Annotated in this window: 19 protein-coding genes and 1 tRNA gene; all 20 read right to left on the bottom strand. The window is 60.3% G+C overall.

The annotated features are described in order from the left end of the window. Positions 1 to 244 precede the first annotated feature (244 nt). Positions 245 to 1,459 (bottom strand): methyltransferase, encoded by a 1,215-nt coding sequence (locus THL1_RS26850; protein ID WP_069086090.1) that lies wholly within the window; start codon positions 1,457 to 1,459, stop codon positions 245 to 247. Between the two features lie 86 nt (positions 1,460 to 1,545). Further along, entirely contained in the window at positions 1,546 to 2,235 is a 690-nt protein-coding gene (locus THL1_RS26845; RefSeq protein WP_069086089.1) for an ABC transporter permease, read from the bottom strand. Continuing rightward, the gene (locus tag THL1_RS26840) at positions 2,232 to 2,927 is read right to left on the bottom strand and encodes an ABC transporter permease (RefSeq protein ID WP_069086088.1); all 696 of its coding nucleotides are present in this window, start codon (positions 2,925 to 2,927) and stop codon (positions 2,232 to 2,234) included. Before THL1_RS26840 ends, THL1_RS26845 begins: the two co-directional genes overlap by 4 nt. Before the next feature lie 48 nt (positions 2,928 to 2,975). After that, a complete protein-coding gene (locus tag THL1_RS26835; RefSeq protein WP_069086087.1) occupies positions 2,976 to 3,728 on the bottom strand; it encodes an ABC transporter substrate-binding protein in 753 nt (250 codons plus the stop codon). A gap of 18 nt (positions 3,729 to 3,746) precedes the next feature. Beyond that, complete coding sequence (locus THL1_RS26830) at positions 3,747 to 4,520, bottom strand: ABC transporter ATP-binding protein (protein ID WP_069086086.1); 774 nt, start codon at positions 4,518 to 4,520, stop codon at positions 3,747 to 3,749. Positions 4,521 to 4,766: 246 nt separating this feature from the next. Next, positions 4,767 to 6,770: a putative bifunctional diguanylate cyclase/phosphodiesterase gene (locus tag THL1_RS26825; RefSeq protein ID WP_202969617.1), complete on the bottom strand. Its 2,004-nt coding sequence runs from the start codon at positions 6,768 to 6,770 to the stop codon at positions 4,767 to 4,769. A 5-nt stretch (positions 6,771 to 6,775) separates the two neighbouring features. Next, the gene (locus THL1_RS26820) at positions 6,776 to 7,327 is read right to left on the bottom strand and encodes a heme NO-binding domain-containing protein (protein ID WP_069086644.1); all 552 of its coding nucleotides are present in this window, start codon (positions 7,325 to 7,327) and stop codon (positions 6,776 to 6,778) included. Between the two features lie 686 nt (positions 7,328 to 8,013). Continuing rightward, the gene (locus THL1_RS29975; protein WP_145928396.1) at positions 8,014 to 8,370 is read right to left on the bottom strand and encodes a hypothetical protein; all 357 of its coding nucleotides are present in this window, start codon (positions 8,368 to 8,370) and stop codon (positions 8,014 to 8,016) included. Positions 8,371 to 8,459: 89 nt separating this feature from the next. Continuing rightward, on the bottom strand, positions 8,460 to 8,750 hold the full coding sequence (locus THL1_RS26815) for a hypothetical protein (protein WP_069086084.1): 291 nt from the start codon (positions 8,748 to 8,750) through the stop codon (positions 8,460 to 8,462). An 84-nt stretch (positions 8,751 to 8,834) separates the two neighbouring features. Beyond that, positions 8,835 to 9,800 (bottom strand): hypothetical protein, encoded by a 966-nt coding sequence (locus THL1_RS29970; protein ID WP_145928395.1) that lies wholly within the window; start codon positions 9,798 to 9,800, stop codon positions 8,835 to 8,837. Positions 9,801 to 10,346: 546 nt separating this feature from the next. After that, a complete protein-coding gene (locus THL1_RS26810; RefSeq protein ID WP_069086083.1) occupies positions 10,347 to 12,098 on the bottom strand; it encodes a DUF927 domain-containing protein in 1,752 nt (583 codons plus the stop codon). Beyond that, positions 12,095 to 12,967 (bottom strand): toprim domain-containing protein, encoded by an 873-nt coding sequence (locus THL1_RS26805; RefSeq protein ID WP_069086082.1) that lies wholly within the window; start codon positions 12,965 to 12,967, stop codon positions 12,095 to 12,097. The genes THL1_RS26810 and THL1_RS26805 overlap by 4 nt, the downstream gene beginning before the upstream one ends. A gap of 134 nt (positions 12,968 to 13,101) precedes the next feature. Further along, a complete protein-coding gene (locus THL1_RS29335) occupies positions 13,102 to 13,458 on the bottom strand; it encodes a hypothetical protein (RefSeq protein WP_083246020.1) in 357 nt (118 codons plus the stop codon). Next, entirely contained in the window at positions 13,459 to 13,677 is a 219-nt protein-coding gene (locus THL1_RS26800; RefSeq protein WP_069086081.1) for a helix-turn-helix transcriptional regulator, read from the bottom strand. Between the two features lie 63 nt (positions 13,678 to 13,740). Beyond that, positions 13,741 to 14,457, bottom strand: coding sequence for a hypothetical protein (locus THL1_RS26795; RefSeq protein WP_069086080.1), 717 nt, complete (start codon positions 14,455 to 14,457; stop codon positions 13,741 to 13,743). 84 nt (positions 14,458 to 14,541) lie between these two features. Beyond that, positions 14,542 to 15,765: a tyrosine-type recombinase/integrase gene (locus tag THL1_RS26790; RefSeq protein ID WP_069086079.1), complete on the bottom strand. Its 1,224-nt coding sequence runs from the start codon at positions 15,763 to 15,765 to the stop codon at positions 14,542 to 14,544. Positions 15,766 to 15,939: 174 nt separating this feature from the next. Continuing rightward, positions 15,940 to 16,015 (bottom strand) — tRNA-Phe (locus tag THL1_RS26785). Between the two features lie 76 nt (positions 16,016 to 16,091). Continuing rightward, on the bottom strand, positions 16,092 to 16,364 hold the full coding sequence (locus THL1_RS26780) for an oxidative damage protection protein (protein ID WP_069086078.1): 273 nt from the start codon (positions 16,362 to 16,364) through the stop codon (positions 16,092 to 16,094). Next, positions 16,361 to 17,428 (bottom strand): A/G-specific adenine glycosylase, encoded by a 1,068-nt coding sequence (mutY, locus tag THL1_RS26775; protein WP_069086077.1) that lies wholly within the window; start codon positions 17,426 to 17,428, stop codon positions 16,361 to 16,363. Before mutY ends, THL1_RS26780 begins: the two co-directional genes overlap by 4 nt. Continuing rightward, entirely contained in the window at positions 17,425 to 19,656 is a 2,232-nt protein-coding gene (locus THL1_RS26770; RefSeq protein ID WP_069086076.1) for an AsmA family protein, read from the bottom strand. The genes mutY and THL1_RS26770 overlap by 4 nt, the downstream gene beginning before the upstream one ends. Positions 19,657 to 19,790: the final 134 nt, after the last annotated feature.

The following is a 19,790-nucleotide window of genomic DNA, read 5'->3' as shown; positions in this document are numbered from 1 at the left end:
GCGATGCAGCTTTCAGGGGCATGGAATCAGTGGGGCGTGGCTTATGCACAAAGGGACTATTTTTGGTACGCCAGTCCTGAAATTTTGTGAGCTATATCTCGGTTTCTCACAAGCTGCTGTTTTAAATGGATTTTTGTAAGTTGTCCAAAAAATGTTCAGCTGTCGCTGACTGCGCACGGCAAGGCTTTGCGGTCGATTACCCAGATTCCATCAACAGAGTTATCCACAGCTTCTGTGGGTAATCTCAGCGCTCGGCCAGCAGCAGGATGTTGCGAGGTGTGAGCTGGGGCGGGCAGAAGCTGCCGAGTGTCACCTGATAGCCCTGCTCTTCAAGGAAGAGGGTGCGATCCAGCAACAGCCAGAGTTCCAGCGGGCGACGGAACAGGCTGCGGGGAAGTTCCAGATTGCGTACCTCGGCCAGGCGACGCCAGCCCGCAGCTTCCAGCGCCATCCAGTCGCGGTCGAGTGGGGTGGGCAGTCCCTTGAGTTCGCACAGGTCATGGCAGTACGTGGCGAATGGCTTGTCCAGCCAGTACGTGGCAAGGGAGGGGGTGGACAAGTAGTGGTCTTCGCCGCGCAGTTCTCGCTGCAGCAGGTCGAAGGCCAGGCGGCGAGCCATGGATTGATCGCGCTGGCGGCGGACGCGAGCGCCGGCGGTTACTGTTTCGCTCAGGGGCAGGCGCAAGTCGGCTTGGCTGAGACGCAGGGTGGAGGCCTTGGCTGGCGCGGAGAGCGGCTGGTAGTCCGAGGTCTGGATTCGGTTGTAGCAGCAGGGCACCACTGCCAGTTGTCGGCAGCCCGCAGCGCTGGCCAGTTGCAACAGCCGTACATGGAGGTCGCCGCAGGCGTGCAGGGCCACCACGGTGTGGTCGGCGGAAAGCCGCTTGGCGGCGCTTTCGGCCAGGGCATCCTGTTCGTGGTGACTGGCGGTCAGGCCCAGGCGCTGGCTGAGGTGCTGTCCGCTGGCGACCAGTTGCGGGTCCAGTTCGATGCAGGTCAGCGGCGTGCCGTCATGGGCCAGCCGACGCCCCAGGTGGCCTTTTCCAGCGCACCAGTCCAGCCAGTGCGCAGGTTCCTGGCAAAAGAGCAGTCGGCTGGCAAAGGCATCTATCTGCTGCCATTTGCGACCGGGCACATCGACAGTGAAGGCGGTCGGCAAGGCTTCGGTATGGATGGCCGGGAGTTCGCCAACCTGGCTGAGGGCCGCCGACTGCGCGGCAAGCTGTGGATAAGGTGCCGGTGCCTGTAATCGCTCGGGATGATTGTGGATGGTGTCCGCTTCGACCAGCGTGCGTTGACGCAGCCAGTTGGCCAGTTCGGGATGCTGGTTTTCCCAGGGCAGCCGAAGCTCGGTGAAGGGCGTCGGGCGCCAGATGTCCTGGTGGGTGCGCAGGAAATCGTCCAGGGCGGCGAATCGTTCCCGCAGGTGCGGGCCTTTGAGGGGCGCAGGGCTGGTCATGCTGGCGAAGCGGTGGGTAATCAGGGGCGGCGATTATAGCGCCGCCAGCACCGCTCCTCATCCACGGACGAGGAGCGGTATTGGGCTCAGCGGCCTTGCAGGGCGTCCACCCGCAGCTTACGTTCGAGCAGGCGGAAGGCCCGCACCAGCACGTACGCGATCAACAGGTAGAACAGGCCCGCCGCGAAGAAGATCTCCACCGGCAGGTAGGTGCGGGCGATGATCGTGCGCGACATGCCGGTGAGTTCCAGCAGGGTGACGGTGCTGGCCAGGGCGCTGGCCTTGACCATCAGGATCACTTCGTTGCTGTAGGCCGGCAGACCGATGCGCGCTGCACGCGGCAGGATGATGAAGAACAGCGCCTGGAATCGCGACATGCCAAGGGCGCGCGCGGCCTCGATCTCGCCGGGCGGGACGGCCTGGATGGCACCGCGCAGGATCTCGGCGATGTAGGCCGCGGTGTGCAGTGTCATGGTGAGCACCGCGCACCAGAACGGATCGCGCAGGTACGGCCAGAGCGGGCCCTTGCGTACCGCATCGAACTGCGCCAGTCCGTAATACACCAGGAACAACTGGACCAGCAGCGGCGTGCCACGGAAGAAGAAGATGTAGCCGTAGGGCAGGGCGCGCACGTACCAGTGACGGGAGGCGCGGGCGATGCCCATCGGCAGCGCCAGGATCAGTCCGGCGATGACCGCGATGGCCACCAGTTCTAGCGTGAGGATGGCGCCCTGTGCCAGTTGCGGCAGGTACTTGAAGATGACTTCCCAGTTCATGCTGCGCTCCGTTTGAAGCCACGGCCAGCGCGCTTCTCAAGCCAATGCATGCCGATCATTGCGAGGATGGTAAGGCCCAAGTAGATGAATGCGGCGACCATGAAGAAGGTGAACGGCTGCTTACTGGCCGTTACGGCGATCTGCGAGCGACGCATGATCTCTTCCAGGCCGATCACGGAGACCAGCGCGGTGTCCTTCATCAGGATCATGAACAAGTTGCCCAGGCCCGGCAGGGCGATGCGCCACATCTGCGGCAGGATCACGCGCCAGAGAATGCGGCTGCTGGAAAGCCCCAGGGCCATGCCGGCTTCGCGGTGTCCCTTGGGGATGGCAAGGATGGCGCCGCGGAAGACTTCGGTGGCGTAGGAGCCGAAGCACAGGCCCAGGGCGATGGTGCCAGCGGCGAATGCGTTGAGCTCCAGTCCGGGCATGCCGAGCCATTCGCCCAGGGTGCGCATCAGGTTGACCGTGCCGAAGTAGATCAGCAGAACCCAGAGCAGCTCGGGCACGCCACGCACGATGGTGGAATAGGTGCCACCCAGCCATTGCAGCGGCTTGGTGGAAGATGTCCTGGCCAGCGCGCCGAGCAGGCCGAGCACCAGGCCAACCGCAAGCGCAGACAGCGCCAGCTTGATGGTCATGAGCGCGCCCGCGGCCAGGGCCGGGCCGAATCCGTAAAGGTCTAGGTTCATGAGGGCTCAGGCGCCGGTGCCGCGCGGAGGCGGCACCGGTCGGGCAGGTCAGTAGATGCTGAAGGGGAAGTACTTGTCGTTGATCTTCTTGTAGGTGCCGTCAGCAACGATTTCCTTGAGGGCTGCGTTCAGCTTTTCGCGCAGCGGATCGCCCTTGCGCACGGCAATGCCGATCTTGTCGTTGTCGAACACCGGCTCGCCTTTGAACTCGAAGTCCTTGCCGGCGTCGCTCTTCAGCCATTCCCAGTTGACGAACTTGTCGGCCAGCACGCCGTCGACGCGGCCGGAGGACAGGTCCAGGTAGGCGTTTTCCTGGGTGTCGTAGAGCTTGATGTCGACCACATCAGCCATGTTGTCTTCCAGCCAGGTGCCGGCGATGGTGGCGCGCTGGGCACCGATTACCTTGCCTTTCAGGCTGGCTTTGTCGGTCTTGAAGTCCGCGCCTTTCGGAGCGATGAACTGCAGCTTGTTGGTGTAGTAGGGTTCGGTGAAGTCGACGGCTTGCTTGCGCTCTTCCGTGATGGACATGGAGGCGGCGAGGAAGTCGAACTTCTTGGCGTTCAGGGCGGGGATGATGCCGTCCCAGTCGGACGTGACCACTTCGCACTCGGCCTTCATCTTGGCGCACAGGGCCTGGGCGATCTCGACGTCGAAGCCGCCGACCTGGCCGCTGGCGTCAATCAGGTTGAAGGGCGGGTAGGCGCCTTCGGTTCCGATCTTCAGTTTTTCGGCGGCAACGGCGCTGGTGCCGAAAGCGAGCGTGGCGGCCGCGGCCAGCAGAATCTTCTTGTAGTTCTTCATGCGATCTTGCTCCGTGTTTTAGCGATTGCTGGACATGAATTGTTTACAGCGCGCCGATTGCGGGTTGTCAAATACCTGCTGTGGCGGTCCCTGCTCTTCTACCAACCCCTGGTGAAGGAAAACCACTTCGCTGGAAACGTTCCGGGCGAAGTTCATTTCGTGGGTGACCAGCAGCATGGTGCGGCCTTCCTCGGCCAGCGCTCGGATCACGTTAAGCACTTCTTGTACCATCTCGGGATCGAGCGCCGAGGTGGGTTCGTCGAACAGGATCACCTTTGGCTGCATGGCCAGGGTGCGGGCGATGGCCGCGCGCTGTTGCTGGCCGCCGGAAAGCTGGGTCGGATAAACGTGGCGCTTGTCGGCGATGCCGACTTTGGCCAGCAGGGCTTCGGCAATCTCGGTGGCTTCGGCCCTGCTATGGCCGAGCACGCGGCGCGGCGCTTCGATGATGTTGTCGAGCACCGTCATATGCGGCCAGAGATTGAAGTTCTGGAAGACGAAGCCGATCTCGCTGCGCATGCGATTGATCTGCTTGTTGTCGGCTGCGACCAGTTCGCCGGCGCGGCTTTTCTTGAGCTTCAACTCTTCGCCTGCCACGAGAATCTGCCCGTCGTGCGGGTTTTCGAGGAGGTTGATGCAGCGCAGGAAGGTGGACTTGCCGGAACCCGAGGAACCGAGGATGGAGATCACGTCACCGTCGTTGGCGGTGAGGGAGATGCCCTTGAGCACTTCGAGATCGCCGTAGCGTTTGTGCAGGTTGCGGATTTCAAGCGCTGGCGTGGCTTGGGCCATGGGGGGTCCTCTTATTGTTCGGGGGCACTCTGGCGGTGGGGCGGCCTTCCTGGCGAGGGGGAAGCTAGCATAGCGCTTTGCCAGGCGCCAAGCGTGCCGGGCGCGCTGTAACGGCGCTGCGTACAAGGTTGTCGCATCGCTGCAGTTGCTTGTCGCGGTAACAAAAAAGCGCCGAAATCGCCCTGTGGGGCCTGGCGGACGCGGGTTGTCCTGATTTGTTCAAGTTTCCTTTTGTGAATCAATCGCTTAGTCGGATGTGGTGGCGAAGGGGGTGGAATCGGTCGCTTTCTGTCCATTCGGCGGGACCTTGTCTTGCAGCCGCGCAATGAAGGCTGAGGCGGGCAGTGCTTGGTCGAAGAAGTAGCCCTGGCCGAAGGCGCAGCCCAGGGACTTGAGTATCGACAGGTGCTGCTCGGTTTCAACGCCTTCCGCGACAGCTTCGATTCCCAGGTTGCGGGCCAGACTCAGAATGGTCTGAACGAGCTGCACGCCTTCAGGGCACCGGTCGAGTTGGGTCACGAAGGAGCGATCGATCTTCAACACGTCCAGGTGGAAGCGATGCAGGTAACTCAATGAGGAGTAGCCGGTACCGAAGTCATCCAGGCTGATGCGCACGCCCAGATCATGGAGCTGCTTGAGCACCGTGGTGGTCCGTTCGGAGTCGGCCATGGAAACGCTTTCGGTGATTTCCAGGCGCAAGCAATCCGGGCGGATGCCGGTCTCGGCAATGATGCCGGCAACGCGCATCACGAGATCCTGCTGGGCGAACTGCCGGCCAGAAAGGTTGACGCTCACAGTCAGGGGCTTTGGGCGTGGGTGTTCCCGGGGCCAGCGGGCCAGGGTGACGCAGGCTTCGCGCAGCACCCAGAGCCCAAGAGGGAGGATCAGGCCGGTGTCTTCGGCGACCTGGATGAAGTCGCCGGGGTAAATCAGTTCAGTAGACGATTTCTGCCAGCGCACCAGGGCCTCGGCGCCCACGGTTTCGCTGTCTTCCAGCCGGACGATGGGCTGGTAGTGCAGGACGAACTCGCCGTTCTGCAGCGCCTGGCGCAGTCGGGTTTCCAGGGTCAGGCGCCCCAAGGCCAGCTCATGCATGCTGCGGTCGAAGAGCTCGAAGCGGTGCTTGCCCAGCGTCTTGGCGCGGTACATGGCCAGGTCGGCCTGGCGGAGGATTTCCTCCGCCGACTCGTGGCCTGAACCGCTCGGCGCGATGCCGATGCTGGCGCTGATGTAGAGCTGCTCGCCATTGATGAAGAAGGGCGGTTCCAGGGCGTTCAACAGGCGTTCGGCGACCACGACCAGGGCATCGGGGCCGTCCGTGCAATCGAGCAGAATGGTGAACTCGTCGCCGCCCATTCGAGCCAGGGTGTCGCTCTGCCGCAGGCAGGTACCCAGGCGCGCGGCGACCTGGATGATGAGCAGGTCGCCGGCCATATGGCCGAGGCTGTCATTGACCAGCTTGAAGCGGTCCAGGTCGATGAACATCACGGCGAAGGCTGCATCCTGGTGCCGATTGCAGCGGGCCACCGCGCGGGACAGGCGATCGGCGAAGAGCGCCCGATTCGGCAGGCCGGTCAGTGGATCATGAAAGGCATCGATCAACTGTTCTTCGGCACGCTTGCGCTCCACCACCCGGCCCATCTGCACCCCGATCTGAGCCATCAGGCTCAGTAGCGTGTCATCCGGAACCAGGACGCGATTGGTGAAAAACTCCAGAACCCCGACCACTTCGCTGCCCACCAGAACCGGGAAGGCTGCCGCTGCCCTGAGTGCGGCGTCCGATGCGGCCTTTGATCGGCAGAAGCCCGCTGCCAGGGAAATGTCCGCAATCCAGGCTGGAGCCGCGCTGGACAGGACCTGGCCGGGGAGGCCGAGGCCCGGAGTGAACTCCATGGCTTCGGTTACCTGGCGGAAGTCCCGAAAGCGCGGCTCGTCGGCGTAGTGCCAGATGGTCGCAGAGCGCAGGCGTGGTTCGCCTTCGATTTGAATCGTCAGGTAGGCATGGCCGATCTGCCAGCCGGTGAATTGGCAAACGCTGCGCACTGTGAATTCGAGGCCGTCGGCGACCGAAGCGGCACCGTTGGCTGCGTCGGCTATGGCTTCCAGTAGCTGCAGTTGTTGCTGCTTTTCATAGAGTTCGCGTAAGCCGTGTTCGGCAATGAGTTCCGCTTCCAGTCGCGCCTGGTGCTCTCGATGCAGGCGGCGGCGCAGTTTGTCGGCTTCGGAGTCCCCTGGTGTGGTGCTTTCCATGGTCATCAGTCCAGGTGTTTGCCATGAAAGGTGATACGGCAGCGGCACTCCGGATCGCCTCGATGCATGCAGTGGAGATGCTCGAAGTCCAGCTTCTCGTGGAAGTGCGCAGCTGCACCTTCGACAAATCCCTGAGCCAGTGCGCAGAGGCGACGCGGCGAGCGGTAAACCATCAGTAGCGCGCCGTCCAGCTCGTCGTGGAAGCCGAAGGTGGGCACGTCGGCGCCTGGGTAGATCTTGCGGACTTCGGGATGAATGATGGCGTTGACGCTGAGGACGAAAGTGCGCGTCGAATCGTGGGGGCTGAAGTAGGCAGGGTAGCGATTGGCCAATGCGGGCATGGCTTCCTGGCCAAACCAGCGCAGGACTTCGAAGGGCGGCATGGCCAGCATCTGTGAAGCAGCGCCAACCAGGCGGTAGATCTGTTCGTCGGGATAGCTGCCAAGGGAGGTGTAGACGCCATCCAGTCCAGCGCTATCCAGCAAGGCGTCCCAGGCGTTCTCGCCTTGATGACGGATTACCACTTCTTCCAGCAGGTTGAAGACTATTCCCTTCATGCGGTCCCCCATGTCCATTGGATGGGCGCTTCCCGAACAATCACGGCCCGAGGCTCACTGCCGGGCGCGGTGGCTCGGTGAGAGGTTAGCAGCGCCGCCGGCTTCATGCTTGCGGGGGAGAAGGGGACTTCGAAAACAAAAAACCCCAGCACACGGCTGGGGTTTTTTGTTTGGTATTAGTGGTGCCAGGGACGGAATCGAACTGATGGCTACATGGCCAGCATTTGCTAGCCATTGCGCTCGGCGTCTTCTGGATATGCCCCCAAAAATGCCCCCAAAACAAAAAGTCCTGCCGCACTCCTGTGGGAGGCTGGCGCCATTCAGGACGCCTTCATCGCTTGCGACCTAGCGCACCCTCGCGTAGCGCAGGACTGCGGGCAAGCCCTCCTTATTAGAGGTTCCCATGGGAGGGTGTAATTCGAGGCCTGGTGTTGAACTGGATGAGGCCCGGTACGGCCTAGCGGGGTGGTTGTTGTGTTGCTTTTCGCCGCTTCGCCGCCCTGCCGTGTGCGGGCTCTGCTCGAAAGCTCAACTATGGGTAGGGGGTGGTAAAAGTCTGGGGGATTTTCTCCAAAGACCGACCTGGGAGACACGTGTACATAAATCCGTAGGATTCTGGGTTTGTCAGAGTTCAAAGGGCGGGAGCGCCGGGATTGGAGTTAAGCGGCCCCGGTACGTTGTCCGTTTTATTGATTTGTTATGCCTTTATTTTTCGTGTGGGCTTCGCATTCAGCAGCCTTCGATTTTTCAATGGTTATGCCTACATAAAAAGATATCGGTGCGGTTATTAGTCCTGTAGCAATGGCGACAAGAACAGGTTTTACTAGCCAGTCTTTCCATGATTGTGTCCTGCCTTCTTGTTCGTGGATAAAGGCTAGCGCCTCTTTAATTTGGTTGATTAGTGTGTTTGGTTCGTGAAGCCTAGGTAGGATGTATGCAAGGTGAGATTTGACCTCTTCCATTTTTTTCTTTGGAAGGTTGAGGTCATAAGCGCTGGCGATGCTTTTTTTAATGTCGATAGTCAGTTCACTGTATTTTTTCATGGATTAAATCCCAGGTGCGGAATATCGATTAAGCCAGGGGCTGGCATTGGTTCGTCCCAGTGAGCGAAGCGAACGACTTGAACCACTGGTTAGGTTGTAATGCAGAATAGCCGTTCATCGATTTCATACACGAGGTCAGATATTCCGTGTAACTCCATTAGCTCTTTGTTACTAGGCATCCTGCTTGCTTCAGCACCACGTGGTACGGATTTTATTAATGGATATATTGAGAGGAGATTAGGTTCTTCTCTTGTCATGATTTCTTCGATTATGAATGAGTCCACGATAGAGGCTACGGGGTATTCGTTGCACTCCAGTTCTATTTCTTTTTTATCCAAACTTTTTCGTGTGTAGGTGACTTTGATTTTGTATGTGCGCATGGGGTCTCCTTGCTATCTGACGATTAAGTTAGGGGCGGGCTTTAGTTCGTCCCAGCGAGCGGGGTGAACGATTTGAGCTAATTGTTATGCGGGGCTTGTGGTAAAAAAATCACGAGTATCGACCCACGAAATTTTTTCGTCGTTTTCTATGAGTGGTGAAAATATCTCGCCGGTACCCCATGCTGGGTATTTTTTAGTTTGAAAGCAACTCTCGTATTCGGAATATAAGGGCTTTTCAAATAACCGCTGTCCGTACTGAGCTTCAAGTAGTATATGAACTGCTGCAATGGCATTTATCGTTGCACCTAGTGTGGCCCTATGAAAGTTTCCGCCTCTATCATGCTTGGCTGCATTGTATGAAGAGTACCAAGGCAATGACTCTGTCGGTTTATCGGCGGTCCAATCGCTAAACGGGGAAAAAGTCCCCATAGATGGGTGCATCTTTAGTTCTACGGAATACTCATTGAGTTTAAGTGCTGGGAGTGTTTTTACATAGTCGTTCGTAGTGAACCTGGACGAGGCGTAGCCATTTTCTTTAAGTATTTGAAGTAAAAGATATTCGACCTCGGTGCATGCAATGGTGAGCAGCTCTCTAGTTCGATGGCCGTATGCGAACTCGTTTATTTTGTCTGGCTCAATTACATTAAACACATCGTTCATTGCGCTAACGAGGTTGTTAAATGATCTGACCTCGTCAATGGTGGCGTGATCTTTTCTGGTAGCTTCAAATAAATAAGGGCTGCCGCGATTCATTCTTTTGTAGCGTATTCCTGGGGGTAAGATACTTTTTTCTAGCTCAACTATGTCGGGAGATGACTCTCCGTCGCATTGCCAGACAAAATAGCTAACCGCGCTACTTACAGGATCTGTTAAGGTGGTCTTTGGTAAGCTCCTCGAATAATCTCCAGTGCTATATTGAATCCAGCTTTCCCAGTTAAAAAGTTTATTTCTTGGCCAGAATTCTTCATCCAAATACAGGCGGCAGGCGTTTTCATTCTTTTGAAAGTATCCAATGGTTCCGCATGACGTTTTAAATACGTAGCTTTCCATGATATTCCTTCGTATAACTATATTTGGTCATCAATTGATGTATTTAAATGCGTCAATTGGTGAATAACGCTCCGGTCGTCTTTGGCTTTCCCTGCTTGTTCTGCGGGTTCTAGCGATGTGCTGGCATCAGAAGTGAGTTATGCGCCATGGACGCCAAGTCAAAATTGCTGATTCAATTTTCTGCAAAATCCGTATACGACATTATTCGTATAACCCTAGGTTGTCTATCCAGGCGGGCTCGGGAGAGCCGAGAAGCGTCAGAGCACAGTATTGCGCCAAGATGCCCGGCGAGCAGTGTCATTTGGCTCATTTGCATCTTTCTTTTGATTTTTGTGAGGGTGCCAAGGGCGACAAGGGTGAACAGCAGAAACGGCGTGGTCTATAGCTGTCCCCGTGCCTGTTGTGCTGGGGTGGCGGGAGTGACAACTTCCTTACTTGTCACCTTCGTCACCCTTGGAAGATTTCCTAGGGTGATTGCTGAAAGCCCCGTGGCTCTAGGTTGTCACTCATGTTTCCCCTGTCACCCGTGGAAAAAGCAAATTGCATTTAGTTTTCAGGCTCCAGGCTGGCTGGGTTGATGAAGTACAGGCGTTGCCGGCTTCCGTCTGGCAGACGCTTTAATGCTTGGTGCTTGCCCGTGTCGCGCTTGGCGATGGCCCCAACCGAATCAAGCGCCAGCACCACGCGGGCCAAGTCGTAGCCCTTGGCGGCTTCCTCTAGGCCAGGGCGGTTGAACAGGTACAGGCGCCCGGATGGCAAATCCTCCCAGTAACCCGCGCGGTCGCGGGCTTCGCCGTGCCGGTCGTCGACCCTTGAAAAACGCGTGTCGCCATGCCGTGCGATGAAGTCAGCGATGCTCTTGAGTATTTGCCGATTCTCGCTTGGGCCGTCACCTCGGCCGGCACACCACAAGTCGAACAGGTCCAGCAGGGCAGCCTGAACGTGTCCGGCGGGAAGCGGAAGCAGACCAAACTTGATGGCCAGCTCCCCAGCCAATGCGACCAGGGCAAAGCGTTCTGCGGCGCGGCTCTCTTGTCCGCTGGTGCTCGGATACTTGTTAACCATTGCAGCCAACCACTCTGGCAGCTTTCCGACCTCGCCAGACGCCAGCAGTTGGCGGATGAACTCAGGCCCGGCGTGGCCGTAGTGGGTCACGCTGGCACGTTGGATGGCGTCAGAGAACTCACGGCCTCCGGCCATGCCGTGCAAGTTGTCCCAGGCTCCGTAGATTCGACGGGCTGGAACATCCAGCAGGCGAATTTCTTGGCCGGCGCGGCAGCGTTTGCCACCTTCTGCCATCAGGGCCGATAACCCCAGCTCACCAGATGAAAGTAGTATGACACGCCAGCGCTTGGCGGCCCGTGCTGCGCCTGTACGGCTGGCCCTGGCCTTGCCGGTACCGTTGGCCATTGCATAGACCACGGCACCAATTTCCCTCGGGTCGGCCTCGCCGATTTCGTCCAGGGCTAGCAAGGTGTCATTGCGCTGGCTGGCGATGCCCTCCAGTCCGTTGCCGGTGGCGCGCCAAGTGCGCTTGAAGTCGTCGCCGTGGCCCCATACCGAGGCACCGGCGAGGATGGCGCTGCTCTTGCCGGTGCTGGAGTCGCCGATGATGTGAAAGCCCCCGCCTTGACGTTGGACGGGATACAGCAATGGCCCGGCCAACGAAGCGCAAACGCTCAACACTAACAGTGGGTTGCCCTCGCACCTAGCGCCAATGCTCGATTTCCAGCCGTCCAGGGTACCGCCTTTGCGATAGTCGTCGCAGTTGGCGGCCTCGGCCTGGTAAATGGCATCGCCCTCGCCAATGCGCTCCCTCGGCATGACGAATAGCTTGGGCGTGTACCAACCGGTTGAGGTGGCCGCAAAGACCCGGTGCGTGGGGTGCTGAGCGGCAATGTACTGGCAGATCCGATTGCGGCGCTTGTAGTTCACGTTAAGTCCCATGCTCAGCAGTACAGCCAGAATGGCGTCAGGCCTCCCGGCCAGCAGCTCATTGGGCATTGCCCAGACCTGCCACTTGTCGTCCTCATTGCGAAAGCGCAGCAGGCGCCCATAGTCGCCGTCCTGGCCTTCATTGCGTGTTACCGCGTCTACATGCAATGGCCCGCACAGCCATTCGCCGAGCGGCAGGCTGTCGCCGGTTGCCTTGCCGTCCTCGATGTCGTGATACCAGACGCCAGGGCGCAGCTTGATTCCTTCCAGAGTGATTGGCTGGTCATAGACGCGATAGGACGGGCTTTCGATCTTGGCCGCCTCAGCCTCTGGCACTAGCGGGGCAAATTCGGATGCGCTCATTGCTCGGCCCTCCACTGGGCAAGGTCGTTGAAGTCGCTCAGCTCCAGCGGTTCGGCTCCGTTCCAGGGTGGGAAGATCAGGCCACAGCCCAGTGCGGCGGCGACCTGGGTGGCGGCGGTTCGCCCCGGATTGGCAACCTTCAAACGGTCGTCGTCGCCGGCTACGATTAGCTGGGCGTCGGGGTGCTCGCGCTGGAGGCGTTGGCCAACTGCCAATAGGTTTCCGACAGACATGGCGCAGGCCACCGCAGCGCCGGTTTCGGCGTGGAGCGTGGCGCCGGTTGCCCAGCCTTCGCAGATGTACAGCGGCTTGCCGGCGCTGATGCTGCCCAAGGGGGAATAGCAACCCGTTACCATGCCGCCATCCAGGAAACGCTTGTCGCCGTTCGGGCGGATACGTTGCAAGTTCACCAGTTGCCCGCCAGAAATCATCGGCACCAGCAGCACGTCACCCGACTGGCGCAAGGCATAGGAACGGCAGCCCTTGGTCGCCAGGTAGGGGTGGTCGGGAGCCGCGCGGCGAGCATCACGCCACAGCCGGACGGCCAATTCGGCGGCAGCTTGCTGACGCTGATGCTGCCCGGCCTCGCGTTGGCTTCGGGCCCGCTCGATGCGCAGGGAGAGCAGCTGTGCCTCAACGTGATTGGCAGGCTTGCGGCTGCTCCAGATATGCCAATTGCCGCCATCCTTCCAAGTGCCGAACCAGCCCGAGGCAATGTAACCAAGGAAAAGTTGGTAAGCGCCATTCCGGGTGCCGGGCTTGTCACCTGGCACGTGAAAGCGACGGATGGTGCCATCTGCTATCGGCAGCCAATCAAGCTTCCCGTAATGGGCTTGCAGGGCTTCGCGGAACAGACTTAGGCAATCCATATCAGCACCTCCACGGTGATAAGCAGGACGAGTTCGGCGCCAGCGGGGGCAAGGGTGAGCAGGGCGCGTAGAGCTAAATTCGGACAAGTCTTCGGCGTCCCCGCTGCTTTGCAGGGTTGGAAATTCATCATGGGTTAGGCCCTCAGTTCAGAGCGAAGGGGGCGCGCGGTGTTTCGTTGGTTCAGGAGCAGCAGCACGTTTTGGGCGCGGCAGTGTTCGCTGCTCGGCAGGCTGTAGCGGGTTACGCCGCAGGGCGCTCCCCAATGGTTTGGCACCTTTTCCGGGATGCGCATTAGTCTCAAACCATAGCTGTGCGTGAGGCTACTTATAGTGCTGTGCAAGCAATGGTCGCCAATGCGTTCGGCCTCGAAGCGATTCAGCGAACTGCTGTACAGCAAATGCGCCAGGACACGGGCAATCTTGCTCGGGGCGTGGCTAGGTTCGGCTTGTAAAGGGCCGCCTTGTTCTCCGGGACGGGTGGCCTTGTTCATTTAGGCCACCTCGCGTTGTGCGACTAGTTCATCACACCACGCCAGTACCTCAGCCTCAATCCAGGCGACGGACTTCGGGCCGAGGGTGACTTGAGCCGGAAAGGTGCCAGCAGCGATGCGCCGATAGATCTCGGATGTAGAAAGGGTGGTCAGGGCTTTGACGTCCACCAGCTTGATAAAGCGACGGGGGAGTTGGGCGGGGTGGGTGTATGCAGCCATGTTGTGCGCCTCCTTGGGTGGCGTGGGGTACATGGTTTGCAGGTTATTTGTTGGGACGACAGCTCAATGATTGAGCTGTCGTTTTTTTCTCCAAGCCCGGTAGGTGGAGGGTGGGATTTCGAGCCGTGCCTGAATGATGCTCGCCAGATCCCGGTCAGCCTTGCCAGTGGCCAGCAGTTTGGCCTCCAGCGCCATTACTGCGTTCCAGTTATGCTTGCCGGTTTTGCCTGCGCGGGCTTTTTGCATCTTCTTCTGGTTTTTCGTGCGGGCTTCTTCTTGCTCAGCCTTGGCGCTCTTCAGAACTCTCCAAAGGTCTTGGTCGATCCAGTGGCGCGATTCCACAACGGTTTCCAGTGACCTTAGGCGCACAATCAGTTCGCCCACCTCTGCTGTCGCGCATTCAGTATGGCCTTCCCTGTCAAACTCCCTGGCATCCTCAATGTGCCCCAGCACCATTAGGCAAGAAGACCTGACGTCTAGTAGCGCGTTGACATACTCACGAAGCGGAAAACCTGAGGGGGAAAACTTCATGTGCTGGCAATCGCTTAACGATTCAAAGTCGTCGGCGCTGTAGCCTGTTGTTTTAACCAGGCCATCAAGAGCCATGGCCGCCAGGTCCTGGCAAGGTAGCTCGAAGGCAGCATCAATATCGACTGGTCGGTTAGAAACCTCAGCGCAGCGGAGAACGTCCGTCAAAAACTCTCTGGCGTGCTCGCTTACCCCACAATCCCACTGGGTGATTTGTGCTTCGATGATTGGCAGAAGATCTGGCTTATCCATGCGCGCCCTTTCGGTGCCGGTGTTCCCTGGTGGGCACGGTTAACCGTGCCGTCTAGTTCATGCTCTGAGGCTTGCTGGTGAGAGCTAAGCCGTGTGCTTGATGCTCACCACGTTGATGCCGACGGTTAGCGCGTCTATCGAGTCGGCCCACTCTTGCATCATCTCCCGCCGCTGCTCCAGATAGGTTGCGTGATTGTACGTGTCGCGGATTTCGTCGGAGTCACCGTGGGCCAGCTGGCGTTCAATCCAATCGCGGTTGTAGCCCCGTTCGTTGAGTTCGGTGCTCAACAGGTGACGGAAGCCATGGCCGGTTTGTCGGCCTTTGTAGCCCATCAGGCCGAGCGCCTTGTTAATCGTGTTCTCGCTCATTGGTCGGTCTGCCTTTCGCTGGCCGGGGAACAGTAACGGATAGCTCCCACTGATTTGCTCTAGCTGCCGCAGGATGGCCACGGCCTGGTGTGGCAGCGGCACCACGTGCCGGCGTCCGACCTTCATGCGTTCTTTAGGAATTGTCCACGTTGCGGTGTCTAGGTCGAACTCAGCCCAGGGCGCGGCGCGCAGTTCGCCAGGGCGAGCGGCTGTAAGTACCAATAGGCGGATGGCGCAGCGAGTCAGGGTGTGGATGTTGGTTGTGCCAATCTTGTCCAGCAGCTCTGGTAACTCGGCAAAACTGACGTGCGGATGGCGGCGGGCTGCCTTAGGTGGTGCCGCTACTACGTCCAGGTCGGTGGCCGGGTTGTTGGGCGCCACTCCTTTGGCCAGCCCGAAGCGGAAAATCTGGTGTAGCCATTGGCGAATCTTTCCGGCTGCGTTCAGGGAGCCGCGTGCTTCCACTTTGCGCACCAGGTCCACTAGGTCGGGGCGGGTGATTTTGGCAATGGGCCGCGAACCGATGCCGGGTATTAGGTCGTTCTCTAGGTACAGCTTCGCTTTGTAGGCAGTGCTTTTGGCCCAGCGAGGCGCGTTGTAGGCGTACCACTCGCGCGCCAGTGTCTCAAAGCTCAGGCCGTCGGCCTTCTGCGCCTGTTTAGCGGCTTTCTTCTGCTCGCCAGGGTCTACCCCCTCGGCCAGTTGCTGGCGCGCTTCATCGCGGCGTTTGCGGGCTTGCTGTAGGGGCACGGCGGGGTATGCCCCAAAGGCAAGGCGCTTTTCCTTGTCCGCGTGACGGTACTTGAGGCGCCACAGCTTGGAGCCGTTGGGCATCACCTCTAGGTACAGCCCCTGGCCGTCTGAGAGCTTGTAGGGCTTTTCCTTGGGCTTGGCTGCCTTGATGGCGCTATCCGTCAGGGGCGTTGCTGCGCGGGGCATTGGGGCACCTCGTAGGGGCATGAAACATGACCGAACCGGCAATGCCCCTAACAATGCCCCTAAAACTTTGGGCTTACAAGGGAAGGTATGGGAAGGGTAGAAAACAAAAAGCCCGCACTGGGCGGGCTTTCTGTGGACTTTCGGGAGGTTTTGGCACCACCTGAAAGAAGAAGGTGGTGCCCAGGGACGGAATCGAACCGCCGACACGGGGATTTTCAATCCCCTGCTCTACCAACTGAGCTACCTGGGCAACGGGGCGCTATTAAACGGATTTGCCGGCCCCTCGTCAACACCCTTTTGAAAAAAAATTTAGCTATTACGGGCGCTTACGCGCTCGGGGGGACATAGCCGTCGGCTTGGGCGTATTCCTCGCCCGAAAGGAACTTGTCCATCTCGGCCTGGAGGAACTTGCGGTCTTCGGCGTTCATCATGTTCAGGCGACGCTCGTTGATCAGCATGGTCTGGTGGGCCTGCCACTCATCCCAGGCCTTTTGCGAAACGTGGTTGAAGATGTCCTCGCCCTTGGCACCCGGATACGGCGCGCGCTCCAGGCCCGGCAGTTCCTCTTTGTACTTGCGGCACATCACGGTGCGGGTCATCGCGGTTCTCCTGCATTCAATACGTCGGCCGCGCGCTTGAGCAGCTTCTTCACCGGTGCGGCGAGGCCAAGGCGCGGCGGGGTGGCGAGGTTATACCAGAGCCAATCGCCCTCGGCCACGACAGGGGCGCTGCCCTGCACGTCCACCAGCCAGGGTTCGATGGCCAACTGGAAATGACTGAAGGTATGTGTCAGTCCGGGCAGCTCGCGGCGCTCGCCGAGGTGCAGGGCGTGCCGGCTGGCCAGCGGGGCGAGGGCGTCGAGATTGTCCAGCTCCGGCAGGCTCCATAGCCCGCCCCAGAGCCCGCTCGAAGGCCGGCGATAGAGCAGGATTGCGCCGTCGCGGCTGGCCAGCAGCGGCATCAGGGTGCGCCTCTGCGGCAGGGCCTTGCGCGGTTTCGGAGCGGGGTAGGCGGTTTCCCGGCCAAGCTGGTGCGCGCGGCAGCCGCTCTGTAGCGGACACAGCAGGCAGCTGGGCTTGCTTCGGGTGCAGAGGGTGGCGCCGAGATCCATCATCGCCTGGGTGTAATGGTTGACCCGTGCGTGAGGGGTGAAGCGCTCGGCTACGTCCCAGAGTTGCCTGGCGACTTTCGGTTCGCCCGGATAGCCGTCCTGGGCGACATAGCGGGCCAGTACACGCTTGACGTTGCCGTCAAGAATCGGGGCGCGCAATCCCATGGACAGGCTGGCGATTGCGCCGGCAGTGGAGCGGCCAATGCCCGGCAGCTCCGCAAGCTGGTCTACATCGCTCGGGAATTCGCCGCCGTAATTGGCCACTACCTGCTTCGCGGTCTTTTGCAGGTTGCGGGCGCGGGTGTAGTAGCCGAGGCCGGTCCAGAGGTGCAGTACCTCGTCTTCGGGCGCTGCCGCCAGGGCCTGCACGGTTGGCAGCGCTTCCATGAAGCGGTCGAAGTAACCCAGGACGGTGCTGACCTGGGTCTGCTGCAGCATGATCTCGGAAACCCACACGCGATAGGGCGTGATGCCGTGTTGCCAGGGCAGGTCCTTGCGACCGTGGTGGTCGTACCAGTCGAGTACGGCGCCGGAGAACTGCTCGGGAGTCATCGTTTGAACAGCCCCTTGAGCGCGTCCTTCAGTTCCGGACTGACCTTGTCGCCGAGTTTTTCTTCGAGCTTTTCGGAGAGCTTGTCACCGGCCAGTTTGGCGGCGACCTTGCCCATGCCGTCCTTGTCCAGGCGGCAGGCCTTGGCGCCAAGCTCCAGCGGACCACGGCAGCGCAATGGCCACTCGATGCCGACATAGCGCTCGTTGACCTGGCAGGCCGGGTCGGGCATTGCGCTCTTGTCTCCTTCGATGACCACGCCCAGGCGATAGTCGAGGCCCAGTACGCGCAGGTCCACCGCGCCGTCGCCCTTCACGCTGAGGCCGGGAATGCTGGCGCGCATGTCGGGGTTGTTGGCCACGCCATTGTTGAAGGTGAGCGAGCCCTTGAGCTCCTCGAAGGGCGTTTCATTGCCACCACGGGTGCTGGTCAGCTCCTTGCGGTTGAGGGTGGCGATACCCTGGCAGAGCTGTTGTTCGAGGTTGGCGTCGAGCAGCGCGCCGTTGTTCAGGACGAAGCTGGCGGTGCCGTTCAGGCCGTCGATCCAGGCTTTCTGGCTGTTGCCGCTGCTGGTGATATCGGCGCTCATGTCCAGCAGCCCGCGTACCGGCGGCTTCTGCTCTTGCGTCTGGAGGAGCTTTTCCACGGGCACGTTGCTGATGCGCTTCTGTGCCTTGAGCAATGGAACGGCCGGACGGGCATCGATCTGTGCGCTGGCCTGGAAGCTGCCGCCGAACAGATCGCCGCGCAGATCCTCCAGTGTCAGCAGGCCGCCCTTGCCATTGGCCTTGAGGCTGACGTCGTCCATGGGCAGCTTGTCGACGGTGAACTGGCCAAAGTTCAGGGCGGCTTCCAGGTCGACCTTGCGCAGCTGATCTACCGGCAGCATCGGTGCCTCGCTCCAGGCGGCCTGGGTCGGTGCATTGGGCAGCGGGGTGTTGCCCTGGCTCGCGGCGGCCACGGCGGGCTTCACTTCGGCCTGGCGGGCAGTCTGGGCTTCCTGCTTTGCCTTGGATTTGGGCGGCAGGTAACGGTCGAGGTCGAGCTTGTCGCCCTTGAGCTGGATGCGCACGGCCTTCCTGGCGAAGTCAGCCACGGCCAGGCGGCCGCTGAAAACGCTATCGTCGAGCTTCAGGTTCAGGCCTTCGAGGGCGAGGCTGTTGGCGCTGCCGCCCAGCTTGGTCACCAGTTCGAACTTCTGCAGGGTGGTGGCGTCGCTCGTCGGCGGCAGCTCGACGCCGACCCCGGTGAGGAACTCCCGCAGGTTGAGCGGGGCGATGGACAGGCCGCCTTCCAGGCGCGCGTCCTTGTCGAGGTCATGCACCTTCAGTTCGCCGAGGGCGCGCAGCTGGTTGGCGGAAAGCTTCAGGCTGTTCCACTCGGCGACGTTGGCGGCGAGATCGGCCAGCAACTGGCCCTGGGCGTTGAAGGCCAGGGTCTTGCCTTTGAGCGGTTCGCCCGAGGCTTCGCCATTGAGCTTGAGGTCTTCCAGCTGGTAGCGCTTGAGGGCGCGCTCGAAGCGCAGGTTGGCAGTGAGCTCGGTCTTGGCACGCAGGACCGGCTGGTTGGTGCCGAAGAACGCGTTGAGCTTGAACGGAATGCTGGCGCCTTCGCGGATGGCACCGGTGGTGAGCTCGATACCTTCGGCGCTGAACTGCTTGCCACTCTTGGCGTCGGTGTAGTCGATACGCGCATTGCGCACGGTCAGGCTGTCGATATCCAGCTTGATCGGTCGCGCGGGCGCTTCGGTGGCGGGCGACTGCCTGGCTTCGTCGGCGGGTGCAGGGCTGGCCGGTGTGCCGGCTTGGGCGCTTTCCTGTGCCTTGGCCGGACGGCCAATGTCTTCCCAGTTGCCACGGCCCTTGTCGTCGCGCTGCAGGTCGAGGTTCAGGCCTTCGACGCGAATGTCGCTCATCTGCACTTCGCGGCGCAGCAGCGGCATTACCCGGACGGACAGGCCGATCATGTCGAGGTTGGCGAAGGGCTTGGCCGGGGTGGCGGCGCTCGCCAGGGTCGCCTGGTGCAGTTCGAGGCCGAGCCACGGGAATAGGCTCCAGCCGATGTCGCCGTTGAGGGTCAGCTCCAGATTGGCCTTGTCCCGGGCCATTTGCTGGATTTCGTCCTTGTAGTCGTTCGGGTCGAACAGGTGGGTCAGGGCGAAGCCCAGGGCCACTATGATCAGCAACAGCCCGAGGAAGATGAGGCCCAGGATTTTGCCGAAGGCTTTCATTGGCCAGTCCTTGTGATGGATCGCGTGAATTGAAGGTGCCGAGTATAGCGCCGGGCCATCAGCCATGGCGTGCGGCGATGCGGGGCTCGACGCCCGGGTCAGGGACTTTGGATGGTGTTTCGCGCCGTCGGTTC

It is taken from the genome of Pseudomonas sp. TCU-HL1, from assembly GCF_001708505.1.
Lineage (GTDB): Bacteria > Pseudomonadota > Gammaproteobacteria > Pseudomonadales > Pseudomonadaceae > Metapseudomonas.
This window is presented reverse-complemented; position numbering and strand designations above follow the sequence as displayed.

Excerpts from the sequence above, each read along its gene's own strand:
- THL1_RS26850 (WP_069086090.1), bottom strand. The coding sequence starts at position 1,459 with ATGACCAGCCCTGCGCCCCTCAAAGGCCCGCACCTGCGGGAACGATTC.
- THL1_RS26845 (WP_069086089.1), bottom strand. The coding sequence starts at position 2,235 with ATGAACTGGGAAGTCATCTTCAAGTACCTGCCGCAACTGGCACAGGGC.
- THL1_RS26840 (WP_069086088.1), bottom strand. The coding sequence starts at position 2,927 with ATGAACCTAGACCTTTACGGATTCGGCCCGGCCCTGGCCGCGGGCGCG.
- THL1_RS26835 (WP_069086087.1), bottom strand. The coding sequence starts at position 3,728 with ATGAAGAACTACAAGAAGATTCTGCTGGCCGCGGCCGCCACGCTCGCT.
- THL1_RS26830 (WP_069086086.1), bottom strand. The coding sequence starts at position 4,520 with ATGGCCCAAGCCACGCCAGCGCTTGAAATCCGCAACCTGCACAAACGC.
- THL1_RS26825 (WP_202969617.1), bottom strand. The coding sequence starts at position 6,770 with ATGGAAAGCACCACACCAGGGGACTCCGAAGCCGACAAACTGCGCCGC.
- THL1_RS26820 (WP_069086644.1), bottom strand. The coding sequence starts at position 7,327 with ATGAAGGGAATAGTCTTCAACCTGCTGGAAGAAGTGGTAATCCGTCAT.
- THL1_RS29975 (WP_145928396.1), bottom strand. The coding sequence starts at position 8,370 with ATGAAAAAATACAGTGAACTGACTATCGACATTAAAAAAAGCATCGCC.
- THL1_RS26815 (WP_069086084.1), bottom strand. The coding sequence starts at position 8,750 with ATGCGCACATACAAAATCAAAGTCACCTACACACGAAAAAGTTTGGAT.
- THL1_RS29970 (WP_145928395.1), bottom strand. The coding sequence starts at position 9,800 with ATGGAAAGCTACGTATTTAAAACGTCATGCGGAACCATTGGATACTTT.
- THL1_RS26810 (WP_069086083.1), bottom strand. The coding sequence starts at position 12,098 with ATGAGCGCATCCGAATTTGCCCCGCTAGTGCCAGAGGCTGAGGCGGCC.
- THL1_RS26805 (WP_069086082.1), bottom strand. The coding sequence starts at position 12,967 with ATGGATTGCCTAAGTCTGTTCCGCGAAGCCCTGCAAGCCCATTACGGG.
- THL1_RS29335 (WP_083246020.1), bottom strand. The coding sequence starts at position 13,458 with ATGAACAAGGCCACCCGTCCCGGAGAACAAGGCGGCCCTTTACAAGCC.
- THL1_RS26800 (WP_069086081.1), bottom strand. The coding sequence starts at position 13,677 with ATGGCTGCATACACCCACCCCGCCCAACTCCCCCGTCGCTTTATCAAG.
- THL1_RS26795 (WP_069086080.1), bottom strand. The coding sequence starts at position 14,457 with ATGGATAAGCCAGATCTTCTGCCAATCATCGAAGCACAAATCACCCAG.
- THL1_RS26790 (WP_069086079.1), bottom strand. The coding sequence starts at position 15,765 with ATGCCCCGCGCAGCAACGCCCCTGACGGATAGCGCCATCAAGGCAGCC.
- THL1_RS26780 (WP_069086078.1), bottom strand. The coding sequence starts at position 16,364 with ATGACCCGCACCGTGATGTGCCGCAAGTACAAAGAGGAACTGCCGGGC.
- mutY (WP_069086077.1), bottom strand. The coding sequence starts at position 17,428 with ATGACTCCCGAGCAGTTCTCCGGCGCCGTACTCGACTGGTACGACCAC.
- THL1_RS26770 (WP_069086076.1), bottom strand. The coding sequence starts at position 19,656 with ATGAAAGCCTTCGGCAAAATCCTGGGCCTCATCTTCCTCGGGCTGTTG.